The following is a 20609-nucleotide window of genomic DNA, read 5'->3' as shown; positions in this document are numbered from 1 at the left end:
CGCAGCCACCCCGCGAGAAGCCCTGCATCAGCTACTCTCAGACCAAGAAAACAGCGGTGTTGCATCGACCAGTTGAATCCACCCCCGGTACGCCGGGCGCAATTGTCCGTTCGGGCAACAGTTGGGGCCGGTGTGAGTTTAGACGCGGGGCAGCAGCGGGCCGCGGGCGACCAAGGTGGTGGAGGCCTGGGCGACGGGTTTGACCACGACGAGGTCCAGGTTCACGTGCGCGGGCAGTTCGACGGCGGCCAGGATGGTGGCGGCGACGTCGTCGGCCACGAGCGGGTGCACCACGTCGGTGTAGGCGGCGGCCGCCTTCTCGGGGTCGCCGCCGAAGCGCACCAGACCGAATTCGTCGGTCTGCACCATGCCGGGCGCGATCTCGATCACCCGGATCGGTTCGCCGCTGAGCTCCAAGCGCAGCACCTCGGTCAGGGCGTGCGCGGCGAACTTGGCGGCGTTGTAGCCGCCGCCGCCGATGTACGCCGTGTGCCCGGCGGTCGAGGTGATGTTGACGATGTCGGCGGACGCGGCAGCGCCGGCGGCCGCGGCATCCGTTGCGGCGGCGATCGAGGCGCGCAGCAGCGGCAGCAGGGCGGTGGTGACCCGTTTCAGCGCGAGCACGTTGATCTCGTACATCCAGGCCCAGTCGTCGATCGACCCGGCCTCGACGGAGTCGAGCCCCTTGGCGCCTCCGGCGTTGTTGACCAGAGCATTCACCGGGCCGGAGGCGGCGAGGTAGTCCCGCAACGCGTCGACGTCGGCCTGCACGGTGAGGTCGGCGGCGAACACCGCCGCGCCGGTCTCCTGGGCCAGCGTCTCGAGCCTGTCGGCCCGGCGGGCCACGCCCACCACATCCCAGTCGTGCTCCCGGAACAGGCGCACCGTCGCCGCTCCGATTCCCGAACTCGCACCAGTGACCACGACTCTTTTTTTGCCCATTGCCCCATTCTGCCCGGAGAATGGACCCGATGAGTTCGCCGACAGAGACCCCGCACCACGCCGGCCCGCACAAGCCGAAGCGCCGCGTACCGCTGTGGGACAACGCCCGCTGGATCGCCATCACCCTGATGGTGATCGGTCACGCGATCCTCAAGCTGATCGGCGAATCCGACACCGCCTACGGCGTCTACCTGTTCATCTACGCGTTCCACGTTCCGGTTTTCGTGGCCGTCAGCGGCTACTTCGCCAAGTCGGGACCGCCGGGCCCCCGCCAGATGCACCGGTTGATCACCGACGTCGTCTTCCCGTACCTGATCTTCGAAAGCATCTGGACGCTGGTGGAGTGGGCGCTCAGCGGCACCCTCAAGGTGGACTACTCGACCCCGTCCTGGACGCTCTGGTTCCTGATCGCCCTGGCCATCTGGCGGGTGGCGCTGCCCTACCTGGTTCTGATGCGGTATCCGCTGCTGATCAGCATCGCCATCTCGGTGGGCGCCGGCTACGTCGGTGACATCGACAGCACCTTCTCGTTGTCACGCACGCTGGGGCTGCTGCCGTTCTTCGTGTTCGGCTGGAAACTGCGCCAGTGGCCGCTCACCGCCCGGTGGATGCACCTGCGCCCGGCCGCGGTCTGGCGCTGGCGTTCCGGCGCGATCGCCCTCTTCGGCGCCCTCGCCCTGGCCGTCACCGTCAATATCATCGGCGTGCGGGACCTGCGGCTGCGGAGCTTCACCCTGTACGACGAGGCGTACTGGCAGTTCGGCTACGACCAGTTCTGGGCCGGGGTCATCCGGCTGGGCCTGATGATGGCGTCGTTCCTGTTCATCCTGGCCTTCCTCATGCTGATGCCGCGCCGGGCGACCTGGTTCACACCGCTGGGCGCCGCGACCATGTACATCTACCTGCTGCACACCTTCCTGCTCTACCCGCTGCGGGAAACCGGGGTGCTCGACGGTCCGCAGCAGCCCTGGGTGCTGCCGGCCGTGATCCTGCTGGCCATCCTGATCTCGGTGGTGCTGTCGTTGCCCGTCGTGAGGCGCGTCTTCCGGCCGCTGGTGGAACCGCGACTGCGTTGGCTGTTCAGGCAGGAGCCGTCCACCCACACGGGCACCATCGTACTGCCGCACGGGCCCGGCAGCAGATGACGTAGTGTTTCGCGAACCGTTGTCGCGCGGCATAGCCCTGCCTATGGTTGCAGCAGAGCAACGGAGCGTCTGGTTCCGCCGCTGTAGATTCCTCGGGCTTGCCGGCCCGACCACGAACAGGGAGACCGACCCATGAGCGATTCCGCAGACTGGAAGTTCGAAACCAAGCAGGTCCACTCCGGGGCCCGCCCAGACCCGGTGACCAACGCGCGGGCCACGCCGATCTACCAGACCACCTCCTACGTCTTCAACAACGCCGAACACGCCCAGAACCTGTTCGCGCTGGCAGAGTTCGGCAACATCTACACCCGCATCCAGAACCCGACCCAGGCCGTGGTCGAGGAACGGGTCGCCGCCCTCGAAGGCGGCACCGGCGCCCTGCTGGTGGCCTCCGGCCAGGCGGCGTCGACCTTCGCTGTGCTCAACATCGCCCAGGCCGGCGACCACATCGTGTCGTCGAGCTCCATTTACGGGGGCACCTACAACCTCTTCAAGTACACCCTCAAGAAGCTCGGCATCGAGACCACCTTCGTCGAAGACCAGGACGACGCCGCGGAGTGGGCCAGAGCGGTGCGGCCCAATACCAAGCTGTTCTTCGCCGAGACCATCGGCAACCCCAAGATCAACGTGCTCGACATCGCGCTGGTCGCCGAGGTCGCGCACACCAACGGGGTGCCGCTGATCGTCGACAACACCATCGCGACGCCGTACCTGATCCGCCCGTTCGAACACGGCGCCGACATCATCGTGCATTCGGCCACCAAGTTCCTCGGCGGCCACGGCACCATCATCGGCGGCGTCGTCGTCGACGGCGGCCTGTTCGAGTGGTCGGCCAACGTCGAGAAGTTCCCCGGCCTGACCGAACCGGACCCGTCCTACCACGGCGCCAGCTATACCACCGCGGTCGGCGACGCCCTCGCGTTCATCATCAAGGCCCGCGTGCAGTTGCTGCGCGACCTCGGCAGCGCCATCGCCCCGGCGAGCGCCTGGCAGCTCATCCAGGGCATCGAGACGCTGAGCCTCCGCATCGAGCGGCACGTGTCCAACGCGCAGACCATCGCGGAGTTCCTCGAGAGCCACCCCGACATCGCGTCGGTCAACTACGCGGGACTGCCGTCCAGCCCCTGGTACGCGGCCGCCAACAAGTACGCCCCGCTGGGCGTGGGCGCGGTGCTGTCGTTCGAGCTCAAGGGCGGGGTGGATGCCGGGCGCGCGTTGGTGGACAACCTCAGCCTGTTCAGCCACCTGGCCAACATCGGTGATGTGCGCTCGCTGGTGATCCACCCGGCGTCGACCACGCACGCCCAGCTCACCCCGGAGCAGCAGCTCACCGCGGGCGTCACGCCGGGCCTGGTGCGCCTGTCGCTGGGCATCGAGAACGTCATCGACCTGCAGGCCGACCTCGAGGCCGGCCTGGCCGCCGCCCGCGCCGTGGTCGCGGCATCCCGCGCGAACGCGTAGAGCTCGCCGACGTTCACCCGCCCGCATGACGTAACAATCGGCGGCCACGGCCGAACATGGCCACAATGGAGCCGTATGGAATGGCAATACTCCGCGGACACCGTCCCGTCCAGCCTGGTCACCGACGCGCAGGCGCGCTCGCTGCTGGGTAAACCGCCCGTCACGGGCGCCTGGCGTGACGGTGACCCTGTGGGCGGCCGCCGGTTCGTGGACATCGGCGCCCTCGACCTCGAGGCGGGCGGGCACCTGGCCGGCGTGCGGATCGCCTACGAGAGCTGGGGCGAGCTGAATCCGGCCGGCGACAACGCAGTTCTGGTGCTGCACGCTCTCACCGGGGACAGCCACGTCGTCGGCCCGCCGGCGGCCGGGCATCCGACCGCCGGCTGGTGGAGCGGCATCGTCGGCCGGGGCCTCGCGATCGACACCGACCGGTGGTTCGTGGTGGCGCCGAACATGCTCGGCGGCTGTCAGGGCAGCACCGGCCCGGCGTCCCTCGCGCCGGACGGCTCCGAGTGGGGCCCCCAGTTCCCGTACCTGAGCATCCGCGATCAGGTGGCGGCGCAGGCGGCCTTCAGCGACCGGATCGGCGTCGAACGCTGGGCCGGGATCGTCGGCGGTTCCATGGGCGGCATGCACGTGCTGGAATGGGGCATCGAACACCCCGGCCGGGTGACCCGGCTGGGCATCCTGGCCGCCCCGCCGGTCACGACGGCCGACCAGATCGCCCTCAATTCGGTGCAGATCGAGGCCATCCGCACCGACCCGCTCTTTCGTGCGGGCGACTACTACGACGCCGAGCCCGGCGATGGCCCGAGCCGCGGCCTCGCCCTGGCCAGGCGGATGGCGCTGCTCAATTACCGCAGCCCGTCGGAACTCAACTCCCGGTTCGAGCGCAGCTGGCAGAGCGACATCACCCCGCTGGGCGGGCACGGCCGGTTCGCCGTGGAGTCCTACCTCGACTTCCACGGCAACAAGTTCACCCGGCGGTTCGACGCGAACAGCTACATCACCCTGGTCGAGGCGATGAACTCCCACGACATCGGACGTGGCCGGGGCGGAGTCGACGCCGCACTGGCCCGCATCACGGCCCGCACCCTCGTCGTCGGCATCGACAGCGACAGGCTCTTCCCCCTGGACGGCCAGCGTGTCATCGCGGCCGGACTGGGGAGCGGGGGCGACCCCGTGGTGATCGAGTCCGGCTACGGTCACGACGGATTCCTCATCGAGGACCAGGCCATCGGCGACCAGCTCCGGTGGCTGCTCGGCTGAACCGCGGAAGGGTTGACACGCAGTGCGTTCGGGAGAACTCTGGCGCCATGAAACCCGGCCCGCTCATCATGTTGCTGATCGGCACGATCCTGACCCTGATCGGCTTCGGACTGACCGCCACCGGTACCGTTGCCGCCGTCGCCGCCGGCGTGCAGGGTGAAAACGGCTACTTCTCCACCCGCACGGTGCCCCTCGTCACCAACTCCTACGCACTGACCAGTCCTCCGCTCGGTCCCGTCACGACCACGGGAACGACCCCGCCGCTGAACCTGGACATCGCCAGGATCCGGTTGGTGGCGACGGGAGCCAACGACGACCCGGTGTTTCTCGGGATCGCGCCGCAGGCCGACGTCGACAGCTACTTGGCGAACGTGGCACACACCGAGGTGCGCGGCATCGAATCCACGCCGCTCCGCGCGCGGTATGCAGACATTCCCGGCTCAGACCGGCCCGAACCGCCCGCCGAACAGGACTTCTGGACCGTCAGCGCAGTCGGGCCCGGCAGCCAGGAGATCACCTGGCCGGTGCAGCCCGGGGCCTGGGCCGTCGTGGTGATGAATGCCGACGGCAGCAGCCCGGTCGCCGTGCAGGTCAGTGCCGGTGTGCGCTCAGGTCTCCTGGCGCCCGCGGCGATCACCCTGCTGCTGGTCGGCATCATCACCCTGGTGATCGGGCTGATCCTGGTGATCCTCGGTGTGATCGGCCTGGGCCGCAACGGTCCGGCGCCCTCCAGCCGCAGCGGCGCCACGCCAGCACCGGGCGGTGCGACCGGGCAGCCCGGCGCCGATCCCGACAGGCCGGGCGCCGACTATCCCGCACGGCTGAACGGATGGCTCGACCCCGACGTCTCGCGGGCGCTGTGGCTGGTCAAGTGGATCCTGGTCATCCCGCACGTCATCGTGCTGTTCTTCCTCTGGTTCGGGCTCTGGATCGGCACGATCGTGGCCGGGTTCGCCATCCTGTTCACCGGACGTTACCCGCGGGCGATCTTCAACTACAGCGTCGGCGTGCTGCGCTGGAACTGGCGGGTGAATTTCTACTCGTACTCCGCGCTCGGCACCGACAGGTACCCGCCGTTCACCCTCGCCGCCACCGACTATCCGGCCGACCTCGAGGTGGACTATCCGGCCCGGCTCTCGCACGGACTGGTCCTGGTCAAGTGGTGGCTCCTGGTGATTCCCCACCTGTTCATCGTGGCGATCCTCACCGGCGGCAGCTGGGGCTGGACCGCGAGCGGCAACAACGGCTGGACCACCGCCACCAGCACCGGTTTCTCGCTGCTGGGCATCCTGGTCCTCATCGGCGCCGTGATCCTGCTCTTCAGCGGACGCTACCGGCGCGGGATTTTCGATCTGATCATCGGACTGAACCGCTGGCTGTACAGGGTGATCGTCTATGCCGCGCTGATGCGCGACGAGTACCCGCCGTTCCGGCTCGATCAGGGCCCGCTCGATCCAGGCTCCGCCGTGGCTGGATCACCCGCACCGGCCGCCCCCGTCGCTTCCCATGACGGTCGATAGGCCGCTCCCCGGCCCCCGGCCCCGCAGCGGTCCCGATCGTGCCGACAGGTTCCTACGCAGTTGGCTGCTGTGGGTCAGCCTCGGCGAAAGCGTCGGGTTCCTCGTCCCGGCCCTGGCCCAGCTGACCTTCGCCGGTTCATCCGTGCTGGCGCCGGCGTTGATCTTCGCCGGCGCTGCCGAAGGCACCGTGCTCGGCTGGACGCAGGCGACCGTGCTCCGCAGCCGGGTGCCGGCACTGAACCGCCGCCGCTGGGTCGGCGCCACGGCCATCGCCGGCGCCGCGGCCTGGTTCATCGGGCTGTTGCCCGCCGAGTGGGCCGAGGTCTGGCAGCGCTGGCCGGCAGCAGCCCAATTCACCGCCGGAATCCTGCTCGCCACTGTGCTGCTGTGCGCCCTCGGCTTCGCCCAGTGGTTCGAGCTCCGTCGGCACCTCAGGGGTGCCGGCTGGTGGATACTCGGCAGCGCCGCCGCCTGGGGCGCCGGCCTGGCCGTGTTCTTCGCCGTGGCCACACCGCTGTGGCAGCCGGGCCAGCCCGGCGCGCTCATCCTGCTCATCGGGGTTCTCGCCGGGATGTTCATGGCGGTGGCCATGGCCCTGGTCAGCGGCGTGGTTCTGCACCTGCTTCTGCGCCGGAAAGAAAGTCCACGTCAACAGCCGTAAATCCGCCACCGGGGCCGATAAGGTGACGGATAGGGCACTCATGAGGAGTACTGCAGCCATGCCACGTATTGCCAGAGAGCGTGATCGCGTCCTTCGTCGCACCGCCCGGATAACCGGGCTGACCGCTTCGGTGACGTCGCTGGCCTACCTGGCCGTGCCGGGCGGGCTCGATACGCCCGTGGTCCTGTTCGCCGGGTCCCTGATCCTGTTGATGGTCGGGTGCCAATACGTCCTCGGTCAGAGCGGCGCACTCCGTTGGGCGGTGTGCATCGTGCTGCTGAGCAACGCCGTCATCCTCGTCGTCGGGCTGGCCACCAGGATTGATGTCGGTCTCAACCCCGTCGAGGAGGCCCTGATCGCCACCCTGGCTGCCGGCGCGGCCAGCTGTGTCGCGCCGGTGCTCGTCGTCGGCCCCGGACGCCAGCTCATCCTGTTCGGGTCGTTCGGCATGACCGTGGCCGGGGTGGCGTTCGTCACCATCTCGTCTGGCGGGTCGGTGCTGCCCCTGGTCCTGACCGTGTGCGGCTGGGCCGCCCTGTCCCTGGGCGGCTGGTGGATTGCGCAGAGCGTGCCCCGGGTGCTGCAGCGGGTCGCCGCGATCGGGCGCGCCCACCAGGCCGAACGTCATGCCAGCGAACTCGAAGCGCAACGCCGGCAGGGCGCCAGGTTGCTCCACGACACCGTGCTGGCCACCCTCACCCTCCTGGCGCATTCGGGTGTGGGCGTCAGCCCCGCCGCTCTGCGACAACAATCCGGCGATGACGCCCGTCTGCTCCGCCAGCTACGTCTGGGCGCGCTGCCCACCCCCAGCCGTTCCGGGGTCTACACGCTGGAACCGTCCAACACGTCGATGCTCGGCAGCACCCTCGAGTCGGTGAAGCAGCGTTTCGGCCGGATGGGACTCGAGGTCGACTGGCACGGCAGCGGCCAGGTGCTGCTGCCCAGCGACGTTCTCGACTCGTTCCTTCTCGCCCTCGGCGAGTGCCTCGAAAACGTGCGCAGGCACTCCGGCGTCACCAGGGCCGACGTCACGATCTCCGACGACGACACGACGGTGCGCGCCATGGTGACGGATGCCGGTCGGGGGTTCGACCTCAGCGCCGTCGGCACCGAACGGCTCGGGTTCGCCGAGTCCGTCGTGGCCCGCCTTCGCGACGTCGGCGGCAGCGCACGCCTGTTCTCCTCCCCGGGCTCTGGCACCACCGTCGTGCTCGAGGTGCCCAAGTGACATCGGCGGCGACCCCGGCACCGCCGCACTCCGGCAGCTCGTCGGCCCGAGCGCACAAGCAGTTGCTCGACGACCAACGCGACGAGCGACGCCGCACCTTTCGCCGGCCGCAGCGCACCGTTCAAACCACCCTGGCCAACCGCACCGGGCTCGGTAGCCGCCACCTCGGCTTCGGCATCTCCCTGAGCAGCGGGTTCTTCGCCGTGTTCCTGCTGTGGCGGTTCGCGAGCCAGTGGGAGCGATATCCGAACCCGTTGCCGACCCTGGCGGCCTGGATCGTTCTGCTGCTCGCGGCCGTCGTGACGCTGATCCTCGTCAACAGGCTGCCCGACCGGATGCCGACCTGGTTGTTCCTCGCCGTGCTCGCCCTGGGCGAGGTCGTCGTCGGGCTCGACCTGGCCGGGTACGGTCAGGGCACCGCAGCGGGCACCTATCCCACCGCCGCCGCCGCTGTCGGCGCCCTGCTTGCCGTGCTGGTCTCGGTGCGGCGCGGACGGGAGATCGTTGCCGCGACGCTGGTCCTCGGCGCCGTGATCGCGGCGGGCTCGGTCACCGCGGCACGCTACGACCCCGAGCTGATGGCGCCGGCCATCCTGACCATCGGCCTGTGCGTGTTGCCGCCGCTGATCGGGGCGTCGGTCGTGCGAGGTTTCCGCCGCATCGTGCAGCGTGAGTTGGACCTGGTGCTCGTGCAGAGCACCATCAGCCAGCCGTCCTCCGCCGTGGGCATGCTCGCATCCGAGGAGCTGGCCCGCATCGACCTCGACGCCGAAACCCTGCTCGACGACGTCGCCACCGGACGCACCGCCCTGCCGCTCAGTTCGACGAAGTCGGCGGCGGCGGCGATGCTCGCCACCCAGCTACGACTGCACCTCATCGAGGGCCGCCGGGAGACCTGGCTACACCACGCCCTCACCGAATCCGAGTTCCTCGGCCCCGCCGTCAATCTCGATGACCCGTCAGGGTTGGCCGGTCAGCTCTCGCCGACTCAGCGCGATGCGCTGTTGCTGGCCATCTGGCTCCTGATCAGCGACACCGACGGTGCCGAACCGACGGTTTCGCTGGTTTTCGGACCTTTTGGCCGTACCAACGGCCATATTATCGGTGAAATGCTTCGGTTTCCGATCAAAATGATCATCGAGGGGGTGCCTCGTCGACGGGTGGACCCGGAGACATGGCAAGCTATCCGAGTAGTGGGCCCTCATATCGATTCGGTGCGCAGTGGACATCTCCACGTCGACATCGAATGCAGTATTGACAATCCTGCGGACGCGTGACCGGGCCGGTTGGCCCGGGATGCTCCGACAGGGAAAAATGCAACAGGAGGTAGCAGTGACGAACACAGCAGCGACGCTCATCGACAATCCCATCCGGTTGGCCCTGGTCGACGACCACCGGATGCTCCTGGGAGCGCTGACGGAGTGGATCAGAGGCGCCGCGGACGACATCAACATGGTGGCCGCCGTGACCACCTGGCCCGAGCTTCTCACCCACCCGGAGTTCCCGGTCGATGTGGTGCTGCTCGACCTGGACCTCAAGGACAACATCCCGGTCTCGCTGAAGATCTCCACCCTCAAGACGGCCGGGGTGAAGACCGTGCTGATGAGCACCTACTCCGAACCGGCTCTCGTGCGCGAGGCCCTCGCCGCCGGCGCTCTCGGCTACCTCGTCAAGACCGAGGAGGCCAGCACCATCGTTGAAGCCATCCACGCCGCGAACGTCGGAGAATCCTACATCTCCGCCGAACTCGACCTCGCCCTGCACGCCGGAGCCGCCGGCAGCTCGCCGCGGCTGAGCGCCCAGGAACGCCGGGTGATGGCGTTGTACGGAGCCGGTGAGCCGGTCAAGGCGGTCGCCCACCAGCTGGGCATCTCCGAGGAGACGGCGAAGTCGTACCTCAAGCGGATCCGCGAGAAGTACCGTCTTGCCGGTTTTGATGTCGGAACCAAGGTAGCCCTACGGAAGCGCGCCATCCACGACGGCATCCTGCTGCAGTCCGACTAGAACGCCACTGGCCGGGTCGGCGCGGCGCTCAGTCCGTGCCGACCACCGTGATCAGTGCGGTGCCGTACGGTACGTGCTGACCCCGCTTGCGACGGACCCTGTCGATCGCGAAGGTGACCACGGCCAGCGCCAACCCCACCACGCTCAGGCCGAACCCGACCCAGATCGGGGCGAGATAGCCCAGCCCGCCCGCGATGACGATGCCGCCCAGAAACGCGCCGAGCGCGTTGCCGAGGTTGAGCGCCGAGTGGTTGAGGGCCGCGGCGATCGACTGGCTGTCGTGTGCGACATCCATCAGCCGGGTCTGAATGGTCGGCGACAGCGCCGCCGCCGACGCGCCGACCAGGAACACCCCGGTCAGCAGCCCGGCCAGGTGCTGCGCGGAGAAGGCAAGCAGCAGCAGGGCCGCGAGCATGATGGCGAAGAAGGCGTACATGCTGCGCCGCACACTGCGGTCGGCGAACACGCCGCCGGCGAAGTTGCCCACGGTCATTCCCAGGCCCACCACGACGAGCACCAGCGGCACCGCGAGAGCGGGCAGCCCGGTGACCTCGATCACCAGCGGGGCCACGTAGGTGTAGACGGCGAACAGACCGCCGAACCCGACGGCGCCGATCAGGAGCGCGAACCAGACCTGCAGGCGCCCGAAGGCGCGCAGCTCGTTGCGCATGGTGGCGCCGGGGTTCCCGGCCTGGAACGGCACGGCCACGATCACGGCGACGAAGGTCACCGCGAAGAGGGCAGCCACGGCTATGTAGGCGACCCGCCAGCCCGCAACCTGGCCGAGCCAGGTGATCGAGGGCACGCCGATGACGTTGGCGATGGTGAGGCCGGAGAGCACGATCGCGACACCGCGTGCCCGCTTGCCCGGGCCCATCAGCTCGGCGGCGACCAGCGACGCGATGCCGAAATAGGCGCCGTGCGGCAGGGCGGCGACGAATCGGGCCACCAGCACCAGGCCGAAGGTCGGCAGCAGCGCGGAAGCGATGGTGGCCAGGGTGAAGCAGGCCAGCAGAACGAGCAGCAGCTGTTTGCGTGGCCACCGGGCCGCGGCCGCGGCGATCGTGGGCGCCCCGACGACGACACCGAGAGCGTATGCGGAGATGAGCCAGCCGACCTGGGCGTTGGCGGCATCCGGCGACGACGCGTAGAGGCCGGGCAGCAGGTCGGCGGCCAGATTGGGCAGCAGCCCCATGGCGACGAACTCGGTGGCGCCGATCGCGAAGCCGCCGAGGGCGAGAGCCAGGAGGGCGAGGCGAACGCGGGTCGGCGACAGGCGCGTCGACCCGTCAGAGAGTGAGGGCATCAATCCAGACTACGGGGCGGTCGTGTCTGGACGGTGACGCGGCGGCGCCAGGCCGGTGTCAGGATGCTCCGCCGGCCTCGTCCATAGCCGCCTCGAGGCGGTCCAGCTTGGCGGTGAGCTCACCGGAATAGCCGGGGCGGATGTCGGCCTTGAGCACCAGCGACACCCGGGAGCCGAACGCGCCGACGGCATCCGTCGCCGCCTTGACGACGGCGAAGACCTCGTCCCAATCGCCTTCGATGGTGGTGAACATCGAATCGGTGTGGTTGGGCAGGCCCGATTCGCGGACGACTTTCACCGCAGCGGCGACGGCATCGTGCACCGAATCGGTGGGGCCGCCGGAGGGGGCGACCGAGAATGCGACGAGCATGACTACTCCTTGAGGATAGGGCGATGCGCTGTGGCACCGGGACTGGCGGCGGTGCTCTCTGACAGTGTTGCGGAGGCGGCGCCGAGCCGCCAGATGCGAACGAGCATCCAGCCCAGCAGCACCAGCTCCAGGAGGTTGCGCACCGACAGGATCAGCACCATGGCCGGGGTGGTGGCCAGCAGGTCGTTGTAGAAGTACGGGTAGACGATCTGGGTGAGCGCCGCCATCGCGAGGGCCGTGAGCGCCGGGCCCCGCCAGGCTCGCCAGGACGAGACCAGGCCGAGGATCAGCGGGGCGGCCAGCCAGGTGATGAACTGCGGCGAGCCCACCTTGTTGACCGCGATCAGGGTGAGCACCAGGGCCAGCAGCAGCGGCGGGAACAGCAGGTCGGCCGATGCACCGGCGCGTTGGGCGCGCCAGCCCAATAGCAGCACCACGCCGACGCAGAGTGCCAGAAGCGGGGTCAGCACCGCCGCCGCCAGGTCGGTGCCCGCACCGATCACCTGGTAGGTCAGGATCTGCTGGTCGTAGTACACGACGGCGCCGGGGATGCCCAGGGCCGACTGCCACAACCACCAGGACGCCACCGGCGCCTCGATCTGGATCCCCCGGTTGGTCTGCTCGGTCACGAAGCTGAGGATCGTGACCCCGCTGCCGGCGGCGAGGGCCGCTCCGATGATCAGCGCGGAGGTGCCGGCGAAGGCGGCCAGCACCTGCCAGCGCCGCCTCGAGGCCACCACCAGCGCGATGATCGCCGCGACCGGCCAGACCTTGACCCAGGTGGCGACGGCCAGGAGCACCGCTCCCCAGAACGGCCGGCGGCGCAGCCAGAGCAGGCCCAGAATCGCCAGCGGTACGGTCACGGAGTCGATCCTGGCCAACGCGATGGGGCCCAGCAGCAGCAGGAACAGCAGCCACCACCAGGCGGCCAGGGCTGCCGCCGGACCCGGCCGGCGACCGGTGAGCGCGGCGAAGGCGACCCCGTTGAGCACGGTCACCAGGCCGAGCCAGGTGAGCGCGTACGGCCCGGCGCCGAAGACCAGCGATGCGAGAATCGGGGCGAGGGCCAGGATCGGGTAGACGAAGTCGGTGTTGATGCCCAGGCTGACGGCGCCGGATGTCGTGGCCTCGGCCCAACCCAGGTATACCCGTTCCACGTCGCCGAGTGGCCAGCCGATGCCGCTGAGGTTCAGAGCGATGAGCACCGCGTGCACGATCGCGAAGCCGCACCACAGCAGGGCGGGGCGGCGCAGGAATTCAGGCACGCTCCACTGTGGCACACTCCACTGCGGCGGGTCAGGCCAGCAGCGCCGCGATCGTCGGCGGAACGGCCTGGGCAACGTCGAGCGCCACGATCGGGCCACCGCCGGACGCCCGGTGCGCCGCCGCCGCGTGCACGAATGCGGCCGTGGCGGCGAGCGCGGCGAGCGCGTCGGCATCCGCCTGGATACGCGCGCTGTTCGTGGCCAGCAGGGCACCGAGGATGCCGGCCAGCACGTCACCGGAACCGGCCGTCGCCAGCCAGGCGGGGGCGCCGGATACCGTCAGGCGGATACCGGACGGTGAGGCCAGGTGGGTGACGCTGCCCTTCACCAGCACCGTGACATCGAGCAGGACGGCGGCGCGGATCGCCCACTCCCCCGGCTCACCGGCGATGTCGTCGACGGTGACATTCTCGCCGGACCGGCCCAGCAGAGCGGCCAGTTCCCGGTAGTGCGGGGTGATCAGCCGGGGGCCGGTGCCGGCACCGACCAAATCGAGCGCGCCGGCGTCGAGCACCGTCGGCAGACCCTGACGGAGCGCCTTCTGCAGCTGTTTGGTGGTCTCCGGGCTGCGGCTGCCGGCGTCCATGCCCGAGCCGAGCAGCCAGGCCTGCACCCGGCCGTCGACCGTCACCACCTCCGGACGGCTCTGCATCACGAGGGTCCCGACCCGGCGGGGACCGAGGTAGCGCAGCATGCCCACCCCGGTGCGGCTCGCGGCTTCCACACCGAGCACCGCCGCGCCCGGGTACTCGGTGGAACCCGTGCGCACGCCCAGCACGCCGCGGCTGTACTTGTCATCGGTCGCCTGCGGCACCGCGATCCAGTCGCGGGCCTGGGCGGCCTCCCATTCCAGCCATCGTCGAGGTTTCGCCATGCACTCACGATAGGTTGTTTCGGTGTCCGATATCAGCACCGTCCTCGCCCCCGCCGCAGCCGATTCCGCCGCGGCGGTCTCCCTGTTCGACCCGATCAGCCTGCGCGAGGTTGTCATTCGCAACAGGCTCTGGGTCGCGCCGATGTGCCAGTACTCCGTCATCGAGCGGGACGGCGTGCCGACCGACTGGCACCTGGTGCACCTGGGCTCGATGGCCGCGGGCGGCGCCGGGCTGATCGTCACCGAGGCCACCGCCGTCAGCCCGGAGGGCCGCATCACCGACCGGGACACCGGGATCTGGAACGACACCCAGGCGTCCGCCTGGGCGCACATCGTCGACTATCTGCACGGGCAGGGCGCCACCGCCGGCATCCAGCTCGCCCACGCCGGCCGGAAGGCGTCCACCTGGCCGGCCTGGGGCACCAGCCTGCACGGCAGCGTGCCCGCCGACCAGGGCGGCTGGCCGACGCTGGGGCCCTCCGCCATCGCCTTCCCCGGCTACGCGGCACCGATGGCACTCGACCACGCGGGCATCGATACCGTCGTCGCCGACTTCGTCACGGCCGCTCGACGCGCCATCGTCGCCGGCTTCGACGTCCTGGAACTGCACGCCGCCCACGGCTACCTCTTGCACCAGTTCCTGTCCCCGCTGAGCAATCAGCGCACCGACGAGTTCGGCGGCTCACTGGAGAACCGGGCCCGCCTGCTCCTGCGCGTGGTGAAGGCCGTCCGGGCCGAGGTCGGCGAGAGTGTTCCGCTACTGGTGCGGTTCTCCGCAACCGACTACACAGTCGACGGTTGGAGTGTGGAGGAGACCGCCGTCGTCGCCGGGTGGGCCGCCCAGGCCGGGGCCGACTTCTTCGACGTGTCCTCCGGCGGCAACGTCACCGGCGTGCAGATTCCCCTGACCCCCGGGTACCAGGTTCCCCTGGCGCAATTCGTCAAGGACACTGCCGCCGTACCGGTCAACGCCGTCGGGCTCATCACGACAGCCGCACACGCTAACGAGATCGTTGCCTCCGGCGCGGCGGATGCCGTCATGCTCGGCCGCGAGTTCCTTCGCGACCCGCACTTCGCCCTCCGCGCCGCCGCCGAGCTGGGCGTGCCACTGGACTACTGGCCCGGCCAGTACGCCAGGGCAGCCTGGCCGGCGGTCTAGCGACCTATACCTCCTGGGCGACGCAGAGGATGTTGCCCTCCGAGTCCTTGAACCAGGCGGCACGTTCCTGGTCGGTGGTGGCAATGCCGTTCTCGGTTTTCAGGCCGGGCAGGTCGTACTCCTCGAACACCACCCCCGCCTCCCTCAGCCGGGCGACCTCGGCGTCGACGTCGTCGGCCATCCAGATCAGGGCCGTGTTCTTGGCCGTGCCCGCGTTCTCGGTTTCGTACACCAGCACCGACCCGCCGGAGGGGGTGCGGAAGCGCATCTCGCCCTCGCGGACGTCGGTGGGCTCCAGGCCGAGCTTGTCGGTGTAAAAGGACCGGGCCCGCTTGATGTCCCTGGCGGGCAGGACCGCCACGGTTTCCAGTTGACTCAACATGAGTGTGTCCTCGCTTTCCAGCTATGCCTGTCAGGGTACGCCGGGTGCCCCAGGCCCACGAGGGGGCCCGGTCGTCGCCGGGCGAGAAGAACTAGGCTGGACCGAATGACCCACCCGAGTGAGACCGCCACCAGCCGGCCGACCGACATCCGCCTGATCGCCAGCGACATGGACGGCACCCTGCTCGACGCCGACGGAGCGGTCCCCGAGCGCTTCTGGCCGCTGCTGGAGAGCATCCTGGCGGCCGGGATCCTGTTCTCCCCGGCAAGCGGGCGTCAGTACCAGACGCTGCAGGCCGTCTTCGGCGACCGGGACGGGCTGGTCTACATCGCCGAGAACGGCACCAACATTGTGCGGGACGGCGTCAGCATCGCCATCGAACCCGTCGTCGGATCGATCATCGCCCCGGTCGTCGAGTGGGTGCGGGCCCAGGCCGCCGCCGGCGCCGACCTGGGCATCGTGGTGTGCGGGGCCAGGTCCGCGTACATCGAACGGACCGATGAGGCTTTCGTCGCGCAGGTGCGTCCGTACTACGCGGCCCTGGCAACGGTCGCCGATGTCACGGTGGCCGCCGCGGACGATGACGTGCTCAAACTGGCGATCTTCGACGCCGGCCGCGCCGAGACCCGCACCGGACCGGCCGTTCGCGCCCTCGACCTGGCCGCCGATGTTGTCGTCTCCGGCGCCAACTGGGTCGACATCATGCGGCCGGGAGCCAACAAGGGCACGGCGCTCATCCGTCTGCAGCAGCACCTGGGCATCAGCCGGGAGCAGACCATGGCCTTCGGCGATTACCTGAACGACGCCGAGATGCTCGACGCCGCCGGGCACTCCTATGCCGTCGCCAACGGCCACCCGAGCATCCGCGCGCGGGCCAGGCACCAGGCTCCGTCGAACCTGGATGAGGGCGTCATCACGAGCATCCTCGCGGCGTTGCCGGCGCTGGCAACGGCCTGACCTAGAGCCGGCGGGTGGCGTCCTGCACTTCGCCGACGAGCTCCTCGATGATGTCCTCCAGGAACAGCACTCCGGTGGCGTCACCGGTGACGGTGAAGGTGCGGGCCAGGTGTGCGCCGGAGCGGCGCATGGTGGCCAGGGCATCCTCGAGGTCGGTGTCCTCGAAGATCGACACCAGTTGGCGGATCAGCTTGGCCGGGATCGGGTCGGTGTAGCCGGTCCTGCCGGTGTCGACGGGGTCGACCGGGTCGACGTCCAGGCCGAGCACGTCCTTGAGGTGAATGTAACCGCTGGGCTCGCCGGATTCGTAGTCGAGCACGTAGCGCGAGAATCCGTGCCGGGTGACGGCCTTCTCCACGTCGGCGGGGGTGGCCGATTCCGGCAGGGTGACCAGCTGGTCCAGCGGCACGGCGATGTCCTTGGCCGTCTTGGTGGTGAACTCGAACGCCGCCGACAGCGCGCCGGAGTCGTCGCTGAGCACGCCCTCCCTGGTGGACTGCGTGACGATGGTTGCCACCTCGTCGAGGGTGTAAGTGCTCGTAGCCTCGTTCTTGGGTGCAACACCGAACAGGCGCAGCACGCCGTTGGCGGTGGAGTTCAGGGCCACGATGACGGGCTTGACGAGGCGGCCGAAGAACACCAGCGGCGGGGCCAGGATCAGGACGGCCTGGTCGGGGATCGAGAATGAGAGGTTCTTGGGCACCATCTCGCCGAAGACGACGTGCAGGTACGACACTATGAGCAGCGCCATGATGAACGCGATAGTGCCGATGGCCTCCTCAGGGAGCCCGGTGAGCTTCAGCGGGATCTCCAGCAGGTGGTGGATCGCCGGCTCCGAGACGTTCAGGATCAGCAGCGAGCACACCGTGATGCCCAGCTGGGAGGTCGCCAGCATCAGCGTGGCATGCTCCATGGCCCACAGCGCGGTCTTGGCGCTGCGCTTGCCGGCCTCCGCGAGGGGTTCGATCTGGGAGCGGCGCGCTGAGATCACGGCGAATTCGGCGGCGACGAAGAACGCGTTGCCGAGCAGCAGCACGAACAGCCAGCCGAGTCCGGCCCAGTCGTTCATCGGCCGCTCACCCGCTTGGTCTGTGATGAAGTGGTCACTGGTGCCTTCTGGATGGTGCGCACGGCGCCGGTCGCGGGCGCGCCGGGTTCGACAGGGTCAGGGGTGTAGCGCAAACGGTCGATGCGACGGCCGTCGAGCCGTTCCACCCGCAGTTCACCGCTGGCGATGCGCACGAGGTCGCCGACGACGGGCAGCCGGCCGAGTTCGCTCATCACGTAGCCGGCGACGGTCTCGTATGGGCCGTCCTCTGGCACGGTCAGGCCGGCCCGCTCGTGCAGCTCGTCCGGCCGCAGCATGCCGGGGAAGGTCAGGGAGCCCTGCGAGCGCACGATGCCGGCCCTGGTGCGGTCGTGCTCGTCGGCGACCTCGCCGACGAGTTCCTCCACCAGGTCCTCCAGGGTGACGACGCCGGCGGTTCCGCCGTATTCGTCGACGACGACGGCCATCTGGAAGCCGCGGCCCCGCAGCTCGCCGAGTAACCCGTCGAGCTTCATGGTCTCCGGCACGCGCAGCGCTTCAGACTGCAGGGCCGACACCGGCACGTCCGAGCGTCGTTTGCGCGGTACGGCCACGGCCTGCTTGACGTGGACGATGCCGACGACGTCGTCGGCGCTCTCGTCGATGACGGGGAAGCGGGAGTAGCCGGTCTGCCTGGTGAGGTCGATGACGGCCTGCGCGCTGGCGTTGCGCTGAATGCTGGCGAGCCGGGGGCGGGGGGTCATCACGTCGGATGCGGTGTGCCCGGAGAACAGCAGGGTGCGGTGCAGCAGGGTCGCCGTGTCGGCCTCGAGCAGGCCGGCGCTGGCGGACCGGCGCACGAGCGAGGAGAGTTCCTCGGCAGTGCGGGCCCCGGAGATCTCTTCCTTGGGTTCGATGCCGACCATCCGGAGGAGGCCGTTGGCGCTTTCATTCAGCACGGTCACCGCGGGCTTGAACACCGTGGTGAACACGGTCTGGAACGGGATGACGACCTTGGCGGTCTGGATCGGCAGCGCCAGGGCGAAGTTCTTGGGCACGAGCTCACCGACGATCATCGAGACCAGGGTCGCGAGCACGATGGCGACGGCCGATCCCACCACCGGCACCGCGGGCTCGGGGATGCCGACGAGGCCCAGCGGTCCCGCGAGCAGGGAACTGATCGCGGGCTCCAGCGCATACCCGGTGAGCAGGGTCGTCAGGGTGATACCCAGCTGGGCGCTGGAGAGGTGCGTCGAGGTGATCTTGAGCGCGGCGATGGTCATCGCCAGGCGGGTTTCCCCGCGGTCGCGGCGTGCCTCGAGGTCGGATCGGTCGAGGTTGACCAGCGCGAATTCGCTGGCCACGAACAGGCCCGTGCCCAGGGTCAGGATCAGGCCGATCCCGAGCATGATCCACTCATACACGGGCAGCACCGCCGCGGGTCACGGGCGAGGGTTTATGGTCGGGTGAATTCGCAGAAGGGGGGTCGTCCATTAGAGGGTCAACTATACCGGGGCTGCCTGCGCGGTAACACGCCTGCGTTACCAGGAAACCACGAGCGCCTTGCCCTCTTCGTAGCCGGCTGCGGACTGGATTCCGACCTTCGCCCGGTCGTGGAATTCGGCCACGCTGGCCGCCCCCGCGTAGGTGAACGAGCTGCGCACCCCGGAGGTGATCATGTCGAGCAGGTCTTCGAGCGAGGGACGCAACGGGTCCAGGTAGATCTTCGAGGACGAGATACCCTCGGCGAACAGGGTTTTGCGGGCCAGTTCGTAGGCGTCGAGCCTGTCGAAGCGCTGCTGCACGGCCTTGGTCGATGCCATGCCCCAGCTCTCCTTGTAGAGGGCGCCGGATGCGTCCGTGTCCAGGGTGCCCGGCGCTTCGATGGTGCCCGCGAACCAGGACCCGATCATCACCGACGCGGCCCCGGCAGCGAGCGCGAGCGCCACGTCGCGCGGGTAGCGCACCCCGCCATCCGCCCAGACGTGTGCGCCGAGCTTGCCGGCGGCTTCGGCGGTCTCGATCACGGCGGAGAACTGCGGGCGCCCCACGGCCGTCATCATCCGGGTGGTGCACATGGCGCCGGGCCCGACGCCCACCTTGATGATGTTCGCCCCGGCGCCGACGAGGTGCTCGACGGCGTCGGCGGTGACCACATTGCCGGCCACGATAGGGATGCCGAGCTTGAGCTCCGAAACCGTGCGCAGCGCGCGGATCATGCCGGCCTGGTGGCCGTGCGCGGTGTCGAGCACGAGCACGTCGACGCCGGCGGCGGCGAGCGCGCGGGCCTTGGCGGCGACGTCGCCGTTGATCCCGACGGCGGCGGCGACGAGGAGCCGGCCGGACGCATCCACGGCCGGCTGGTACAGCGTGGAGCGCAGGGCGCTCTTGCGGCTGAGCGTGCCGATCAGCTTGCCGCGCAGCAACACCGGCGCGAAGTCGAGGTCGGCGGCCGTCATCACGTCGAAAGCGCTGCGCGGCCCGTCGATGTCTTCGGCGTCGAGGGAGGTGAGCGGGCCGTGCAGCAGATCGCCCAGGCGAGCGTCCGGTAACGCCGAGGCGAGCCTGGCCGCGTCGATGCAGCCCAGGTAGGTATCGTCACCGTCGTGGATGACCAGGCCCTGACCGGTGACCGGCGGGACCTGGCGCAGCGCGTCGGCCACGGTGGCGTCGGGGGCGAACACGAACGGGGTGTCGTACTGCACGGGCTGCGACTTCACCCAGCGGATGGCCGCATCCAGGTCCTGCAGGTGCATGTCCTGCGGCAACACGCCGAGGCCGCCACGCCGGGCGAGAGATGCCGCCAGCCGGGGACCGGTCACCGAGTTCATATTGGCCGAGACGATCGGGATCGTGGCCGCGGTGCCGTCTCCCGGCGCGAGGGACACGTCGAGCCGACTGCTGATCGCAGACTGGCTGGGCACCAGGAAGACGTCGGAATAGGTCAAATCGTGGCGGGGAACCGCTCCATAGAACTGCATGTTTTTAACGCTAGTCCTCCCAAGCCGTACCGGTGCAGCACCTCGATGGGATTAGTCT

19 protein-coding genes are annotated in these 20609 nt (G+C 69.2%); 10 read left to right on the top strand and 9 right to left on the bottom strand.

Going from position 1 to position 20609, the window contains the following annotated elements:
- Nucleotides 1-138 precede the first annotated feature (138 nt).
- Nucleotides 139-942 (bottom strand): SDR family NAD(P)-dependent oxidoreductase, encoded by an 804-nt coding sequence (locus E3T22_RS18910; RefSeq protein ID WP_134480875.1) that lies wholly within the window; start codon nucleotides 940-942, stop codon nucleotides 139-141.
- 29 nt (nucleotides 943-971) lie between these two features.
- Between E3T22_RS18910 and E3T22_RS18905 the strand changes: the two genes are divergently transcribed.
- The 8 genes from E3T22_RS18905 (at nucleotide 972) to E3T22_RS18870 (ending at nucleotide 10230) form a co-directional block, all read left to right on the top strand.
- On the top strand, nucleotides 972-2087 hold the full coding sequence (locus E3T22_RS18905; protein ID WP_088457879.1) for an acyltransferase family protein: 1116 nt from the start codon (nucleotides 972-974) through the stop codon (nucleotides 2085-2087).
- Nucleotides 2088-2219: 132 nt separating this feature from the next.
- Entirely contained in the window at nucleotides 2220-3548 is a 1329-nt protein-coding gene (locus E3T22_RS18900; RefSeq protein WP_088455352.1) for a bifunctional o-acetylhomoserine/o-acetylserine sulfhydrylase, read from the top strand.
- Between the two features lie 75 nt (nucleotides 3549-3623).
- The gene (locus tag E3T22_RS18895; protein WP_134480876.1) at nucleotides 3624-4817 is read left to right on the top strand and encodes a homoserine O-acetyltransferase; all 1194 of its coding nucleotides are present in this window, start codon (nucleotides 3624-3626) and stop codon (nucleotides 4815-4817) included.
- 47 nt (nucleotides 4818-4864) lie between these two features.
- Nucleotides 4865-6337 carry a DUF4389 domain-containing protein gene (locus tag E3T22_RS18890; protein ID WP_134407776.1) on the top strand — a complete coding sequence of 491 codons (1473 nt, stop codon included), beginning with the start codon at nucleotides 4865-4867 and terminating at the stop codon, nucleotides 6335-6337.
- Nucleotides 6324-6998, top strand: a complete 675-nt coding sequence (locus E3T22_RS18885) for a hypothetical protein (protein WP_198415064.1) — start codon at nucleotides 6324-6326, stop codon at nucleotides 6996-6998. Before E3T22_RS18890 ends, E3T22_RS18885 begins: the two co-directional genes overlap by 14 nt.
- A gap of 58 nt (nucleotides 6999-7056) precedes the next feature.
- Nucleotides 7057-8226, top strand: coding sequence for a sensor histidine kinase (locus E3T22_RS18880; protein ID WP_088455349.1), 1170 nt, complete (start codon nucleotides 7057-7059; stop codon nucleotides 8224-8226).
- Entirely contained in the window at nucleotides 8223-9503 is a 1281-nt protein-coding gene (locus E3T22_RS18875; RefSeq protein WP_088455348.1) for a hypothetical protein, read from the top strand. The genes E3T22_RS18880 and E3T22_RS18875 overlap by 4 nt, the downstream gene beginning before the upstream one ends.
- A 55-nt stretch (nucleotides 9504-9558) precedes the next feature.
- Nucleotides 9559-10230, top strand: a complete 672-nt coding sequence (locus E3T22_RS18870) for a response regulator transcription factor (protein WP_255416771.1) — start codon at nucleotides 9559-9561, stop codon at nucleotides 10228-10230.
- Between the two features lie 28 nt (nucleotides 10231-10258).
- Here E3T22_RS18870 and E3T22_RS18865 read toward each other — a convergent pair whose 3' ends face one another.
- From E3T22_RS18865 to E3T22_RS18850, 4 genes are read right to left on the bottom strand one after another with little or no spacing between them, the layout of a single operon-like run.
- Nucleotides 10259-11536, bottom strand: coding sequence for an MFS transporter (locus E3T22_RS18865; protein ID WP_088455346.1), 1278 nt, complete (start codon nucleotides 11534-11536; stop codon nucleotides 10259-10261).
- Nucleotides 11537-11594: 58 nt separating this feature from the next.
- The gene (locus tag E3T22_RS18860; RefSeq protein WP_088455345.1) at nucleotides 11595-11906 is read right to left on the bottom strand and encodes a thiamine-binding protein; all 312 of its coding nucleotides are present in this window, start codon (nucleotides 11904-11906) and stop codon (nucleotides 11595-11597) included.
- A 2-nt stretch (nucleotides 11907-11908) separates the two neighbouring features.
- Nucleotides 11909-13171 (bottom strand): glycosyltransferase 87 family protein, encoded by a 1263-nt coding sequence (locus E3T22_RS18855; protein WP_134480877.1) that lies wholly within the window; start codon nucleotides 13169-13171, stop codon nucleotides 11909-11911.
- Between the two features lie 31 nt (nucleotides 13172-13202).
- Nucleotides 13203-14045 (bottom strand): ADP/ATP-dependent (S)-NAD(P)H-hydrate dehydratase, encoded by an 843-nt coding sequence (locus E3T22_RS18850; RefSeq protein ID WP_134480878.1) that lies wholly within the window; start codon nucleotides 14043-14045, stop codon nucleotides 13203-13205.
- A gap of 22 nt (nucleotides 14046-14067) precedes the next feature.
- Here E3T22_RS18850 and E3T22_RS18845 point away from each other — a divergent pair, with 22 nt between their 5' ends.
- A complete protein-coding gene (locus tag E3T22_RS18845; RefSeq protein ID WP_241983744.1) occupies nucleotides 14068-15204 on the top strand; it encodes an NADH:flavin oxidoreductase/NADH oxidase in 1137 nt (378 codons plus the stop codon).
- Between the two features lie 4 nt (nucleotides 15205-15208).
- Here E3T22_RS18845 and E3T22_RS18840 read toward each other — a convergent pair whose 3' ends face one another.
- Complete coding sequence (locus tag E3T22_RS18840) at nucleotides 15209-15586, bottom strand: VOC family protein (protein WP_088455342.1); 378 nt, start codon at nucleotides 15584-15586, stop codon at nucleotides 15209-15211.
- 105 nt (nucleotides 15587-15691) lie between these two features.
- Here E3T22_RS18840 and E3T22_RS18835 point away from each other — a divergent pair, with 105 nt between their 5' ends.
- Entirely contained in the window at nucleotides 15692-16543 is an 852-nt protein-coding gene (locus tag E3T22_RS18835; RefSeq protein WP_103460854.1) for a Cof-type HAD-IIB family hydrolase, read from the top strand.
- Nucleotide 16544: 1 nt separating this feature from the next.
- On the opposite strand, the gene E3T22_RS18830 is transcribed toward E3T22_RS18835, so the two are convergent.
- From E3T22_RS18830 to E3T22_RS18820, 3 genes are all read right to left on the bottom strand, one after another.
- Complete coding sequence (locus E3T22_RS18830) at nucleotides 16545-17612, bottom strand: hemolysin family protein (protein ID WP_103430718.1); 1068 nt, start codon at nucleotides 17610-17612, stop codon at nucleotides 16545-16547.
- Entirely contained in the window at nucleotides 17609-18979 is a 1371-nt protein-coding gene (locus E3T22_RS18825; RefSeq protein ID WP_134480891.1) for a hemolysin family protein, read from the bottom strand. Before E3T22_RS18825 ends, E3T22_RS18830 begins: the two co-directional genes overlap by 4 nt.
- Before the next feature lie 132 nt (nucleotides 18980-19111).
- A complete protein-coding gene (locus tag E3T22_RS18820; RefSeq protein WP_088455339.1) occupies nucleotides 19112-20551 on the bottom strand; it encodes a GuaB1 family IMP dehydrogenase-related protein in 1440 nt (479 codons plus the stop codon).
- Nucleotides 20552-20609: the final 58 nt, after the last annotated feature.

It is taken from the genome of Cryobacterium sp. TMB3-10 (genome assembly GCF_004402305.1).
GTDB classification, from domain to species: domain Bacteria; phylum Actinomycetota; class Actinomycetes; order Actinomycetales; family Microbacteriaceae; genus Cryobacterium; species Cryobacterium zongtaii.
Note: the sequence above shows the minus strand (reverse complement) of the source record. Positions and strands in the feature narration are given on the sequence as shown.

What these genes read in the sequence shown, in the direction of transcription:
- E3T22_RS18910 (WP_134480875.1), bottom strand. Translation starts at nt 942, where the DNA reads ATGGGCAAAAAAAGAGTCGTGGTCACTGGTGCGAGTTCGGGAATCGGA.
- E3T22_RS18840 (WP_088455342.1), bottom strand. Translation starts at nt 15,586, where the DNA reads ATGTTGAGTCAACTGGAAACCGTGGCGGTCCTGCCCGCCAGGGACATC.
- E3T22_RS18890 (WP_134407776.1), top strand. Translation starts at nt 4,865, where the DNA reads ATGAAACCCGGCCCGCTCATCATGTTGCTGATCGGCACGATCCTGACC.
- E3T22_RS18835 (WP_103460854.1), top strand. Translation starts at nt 15,692, where the DNA reads ATGACCCACCCGAGTGAGACCGCCACCAGCCGGCCGACCGACATCCGC.
- E3T22_RS18900 (WP_088455352.1), top strand. Translation starts at nt 2,220, where the DNA reads ATGAGCGATTCCGCAGACTGGAAGTTCGAAACCAAGCAGGTCCACTCC.
- E3T22_RS18905 (WP_088457879.1), top strand. Translation starts at nt 972, where the DNA reads ATGAGTTCGCCGACAGAGACCCCGCACCACGCCGGCCCGCACAAGCCG.
- E3T22_RS18885 (WP_198415064.1), top strand. Translation starts at nt 6,324, where the DNA reads ATGACGGTCGATAGGCCGCTCCCCGGCCCCCGGCCCCGCAGCGGTCCC.
- E3T22_RS18880 (WP_088455349.1), top strand. Translation starts at nt 7,057, where the DNA reads ATGCCACGTATTGCCAGAGAGCGTGATCGCGTCCTTCGTCGCACCGCC.
- E3T22_RS18895 (WP_134480876.1), top strand. Translation starts at nt 3,624, where the DNA reads ATGGAATGGCAATACTCCGCGGACACCGTCCCGTCCAGCCTGGTCACC.
- E3T22_RS18865 (WP_088455346.1), bottom strand. Translation starts at nt 11,536, where the DNA reads ATGCCCTCACTCTCTGACGGGTCGACGCGCCTGTCGCCGACCCGCGTT.
- E3T22_RS18850 (WP_134480878.1), bottom strand. Translation starts at nt 14,045, where the DNA reads ATGGCGAAACCTCGACGATGGCTGGAATGGGAGGCCGCCCAGGCCCGC.
- E3T22_RS18830 (WP_103430718.1), bottom strand. Translation starts at nt 17,612, where the DNA reads ATGAACGACTGGGCCGGACTCGGCTGGCTGTTCGTGCTGCTGCTCGGC.
- E3T22_RS18820 (WP_088455339.1), bottom strand. Translation starts at nt 20,551, where the DNA reads ATGCAGTTCTATGGAGCGGTTCCCCGCCACGATTTGACCTATTCCGAC.
- E3T22_RS18860 (WP_088455345.1), bottom strand. Translation starts at nt 11,906, where the DNA reads ATGCTCGTCGCATTCTCGGTCGCCCCCTCCGGCGGCCCCACCGATTCG.
- E3T22_RS18825 (WP_134480891.1), bottom strand. Translation starts at nt 18,979, where the DNA reads ATGCTCGGGATCGGCCTGATCCTGACCCTGGGCACGGGCCTGTTCGTG.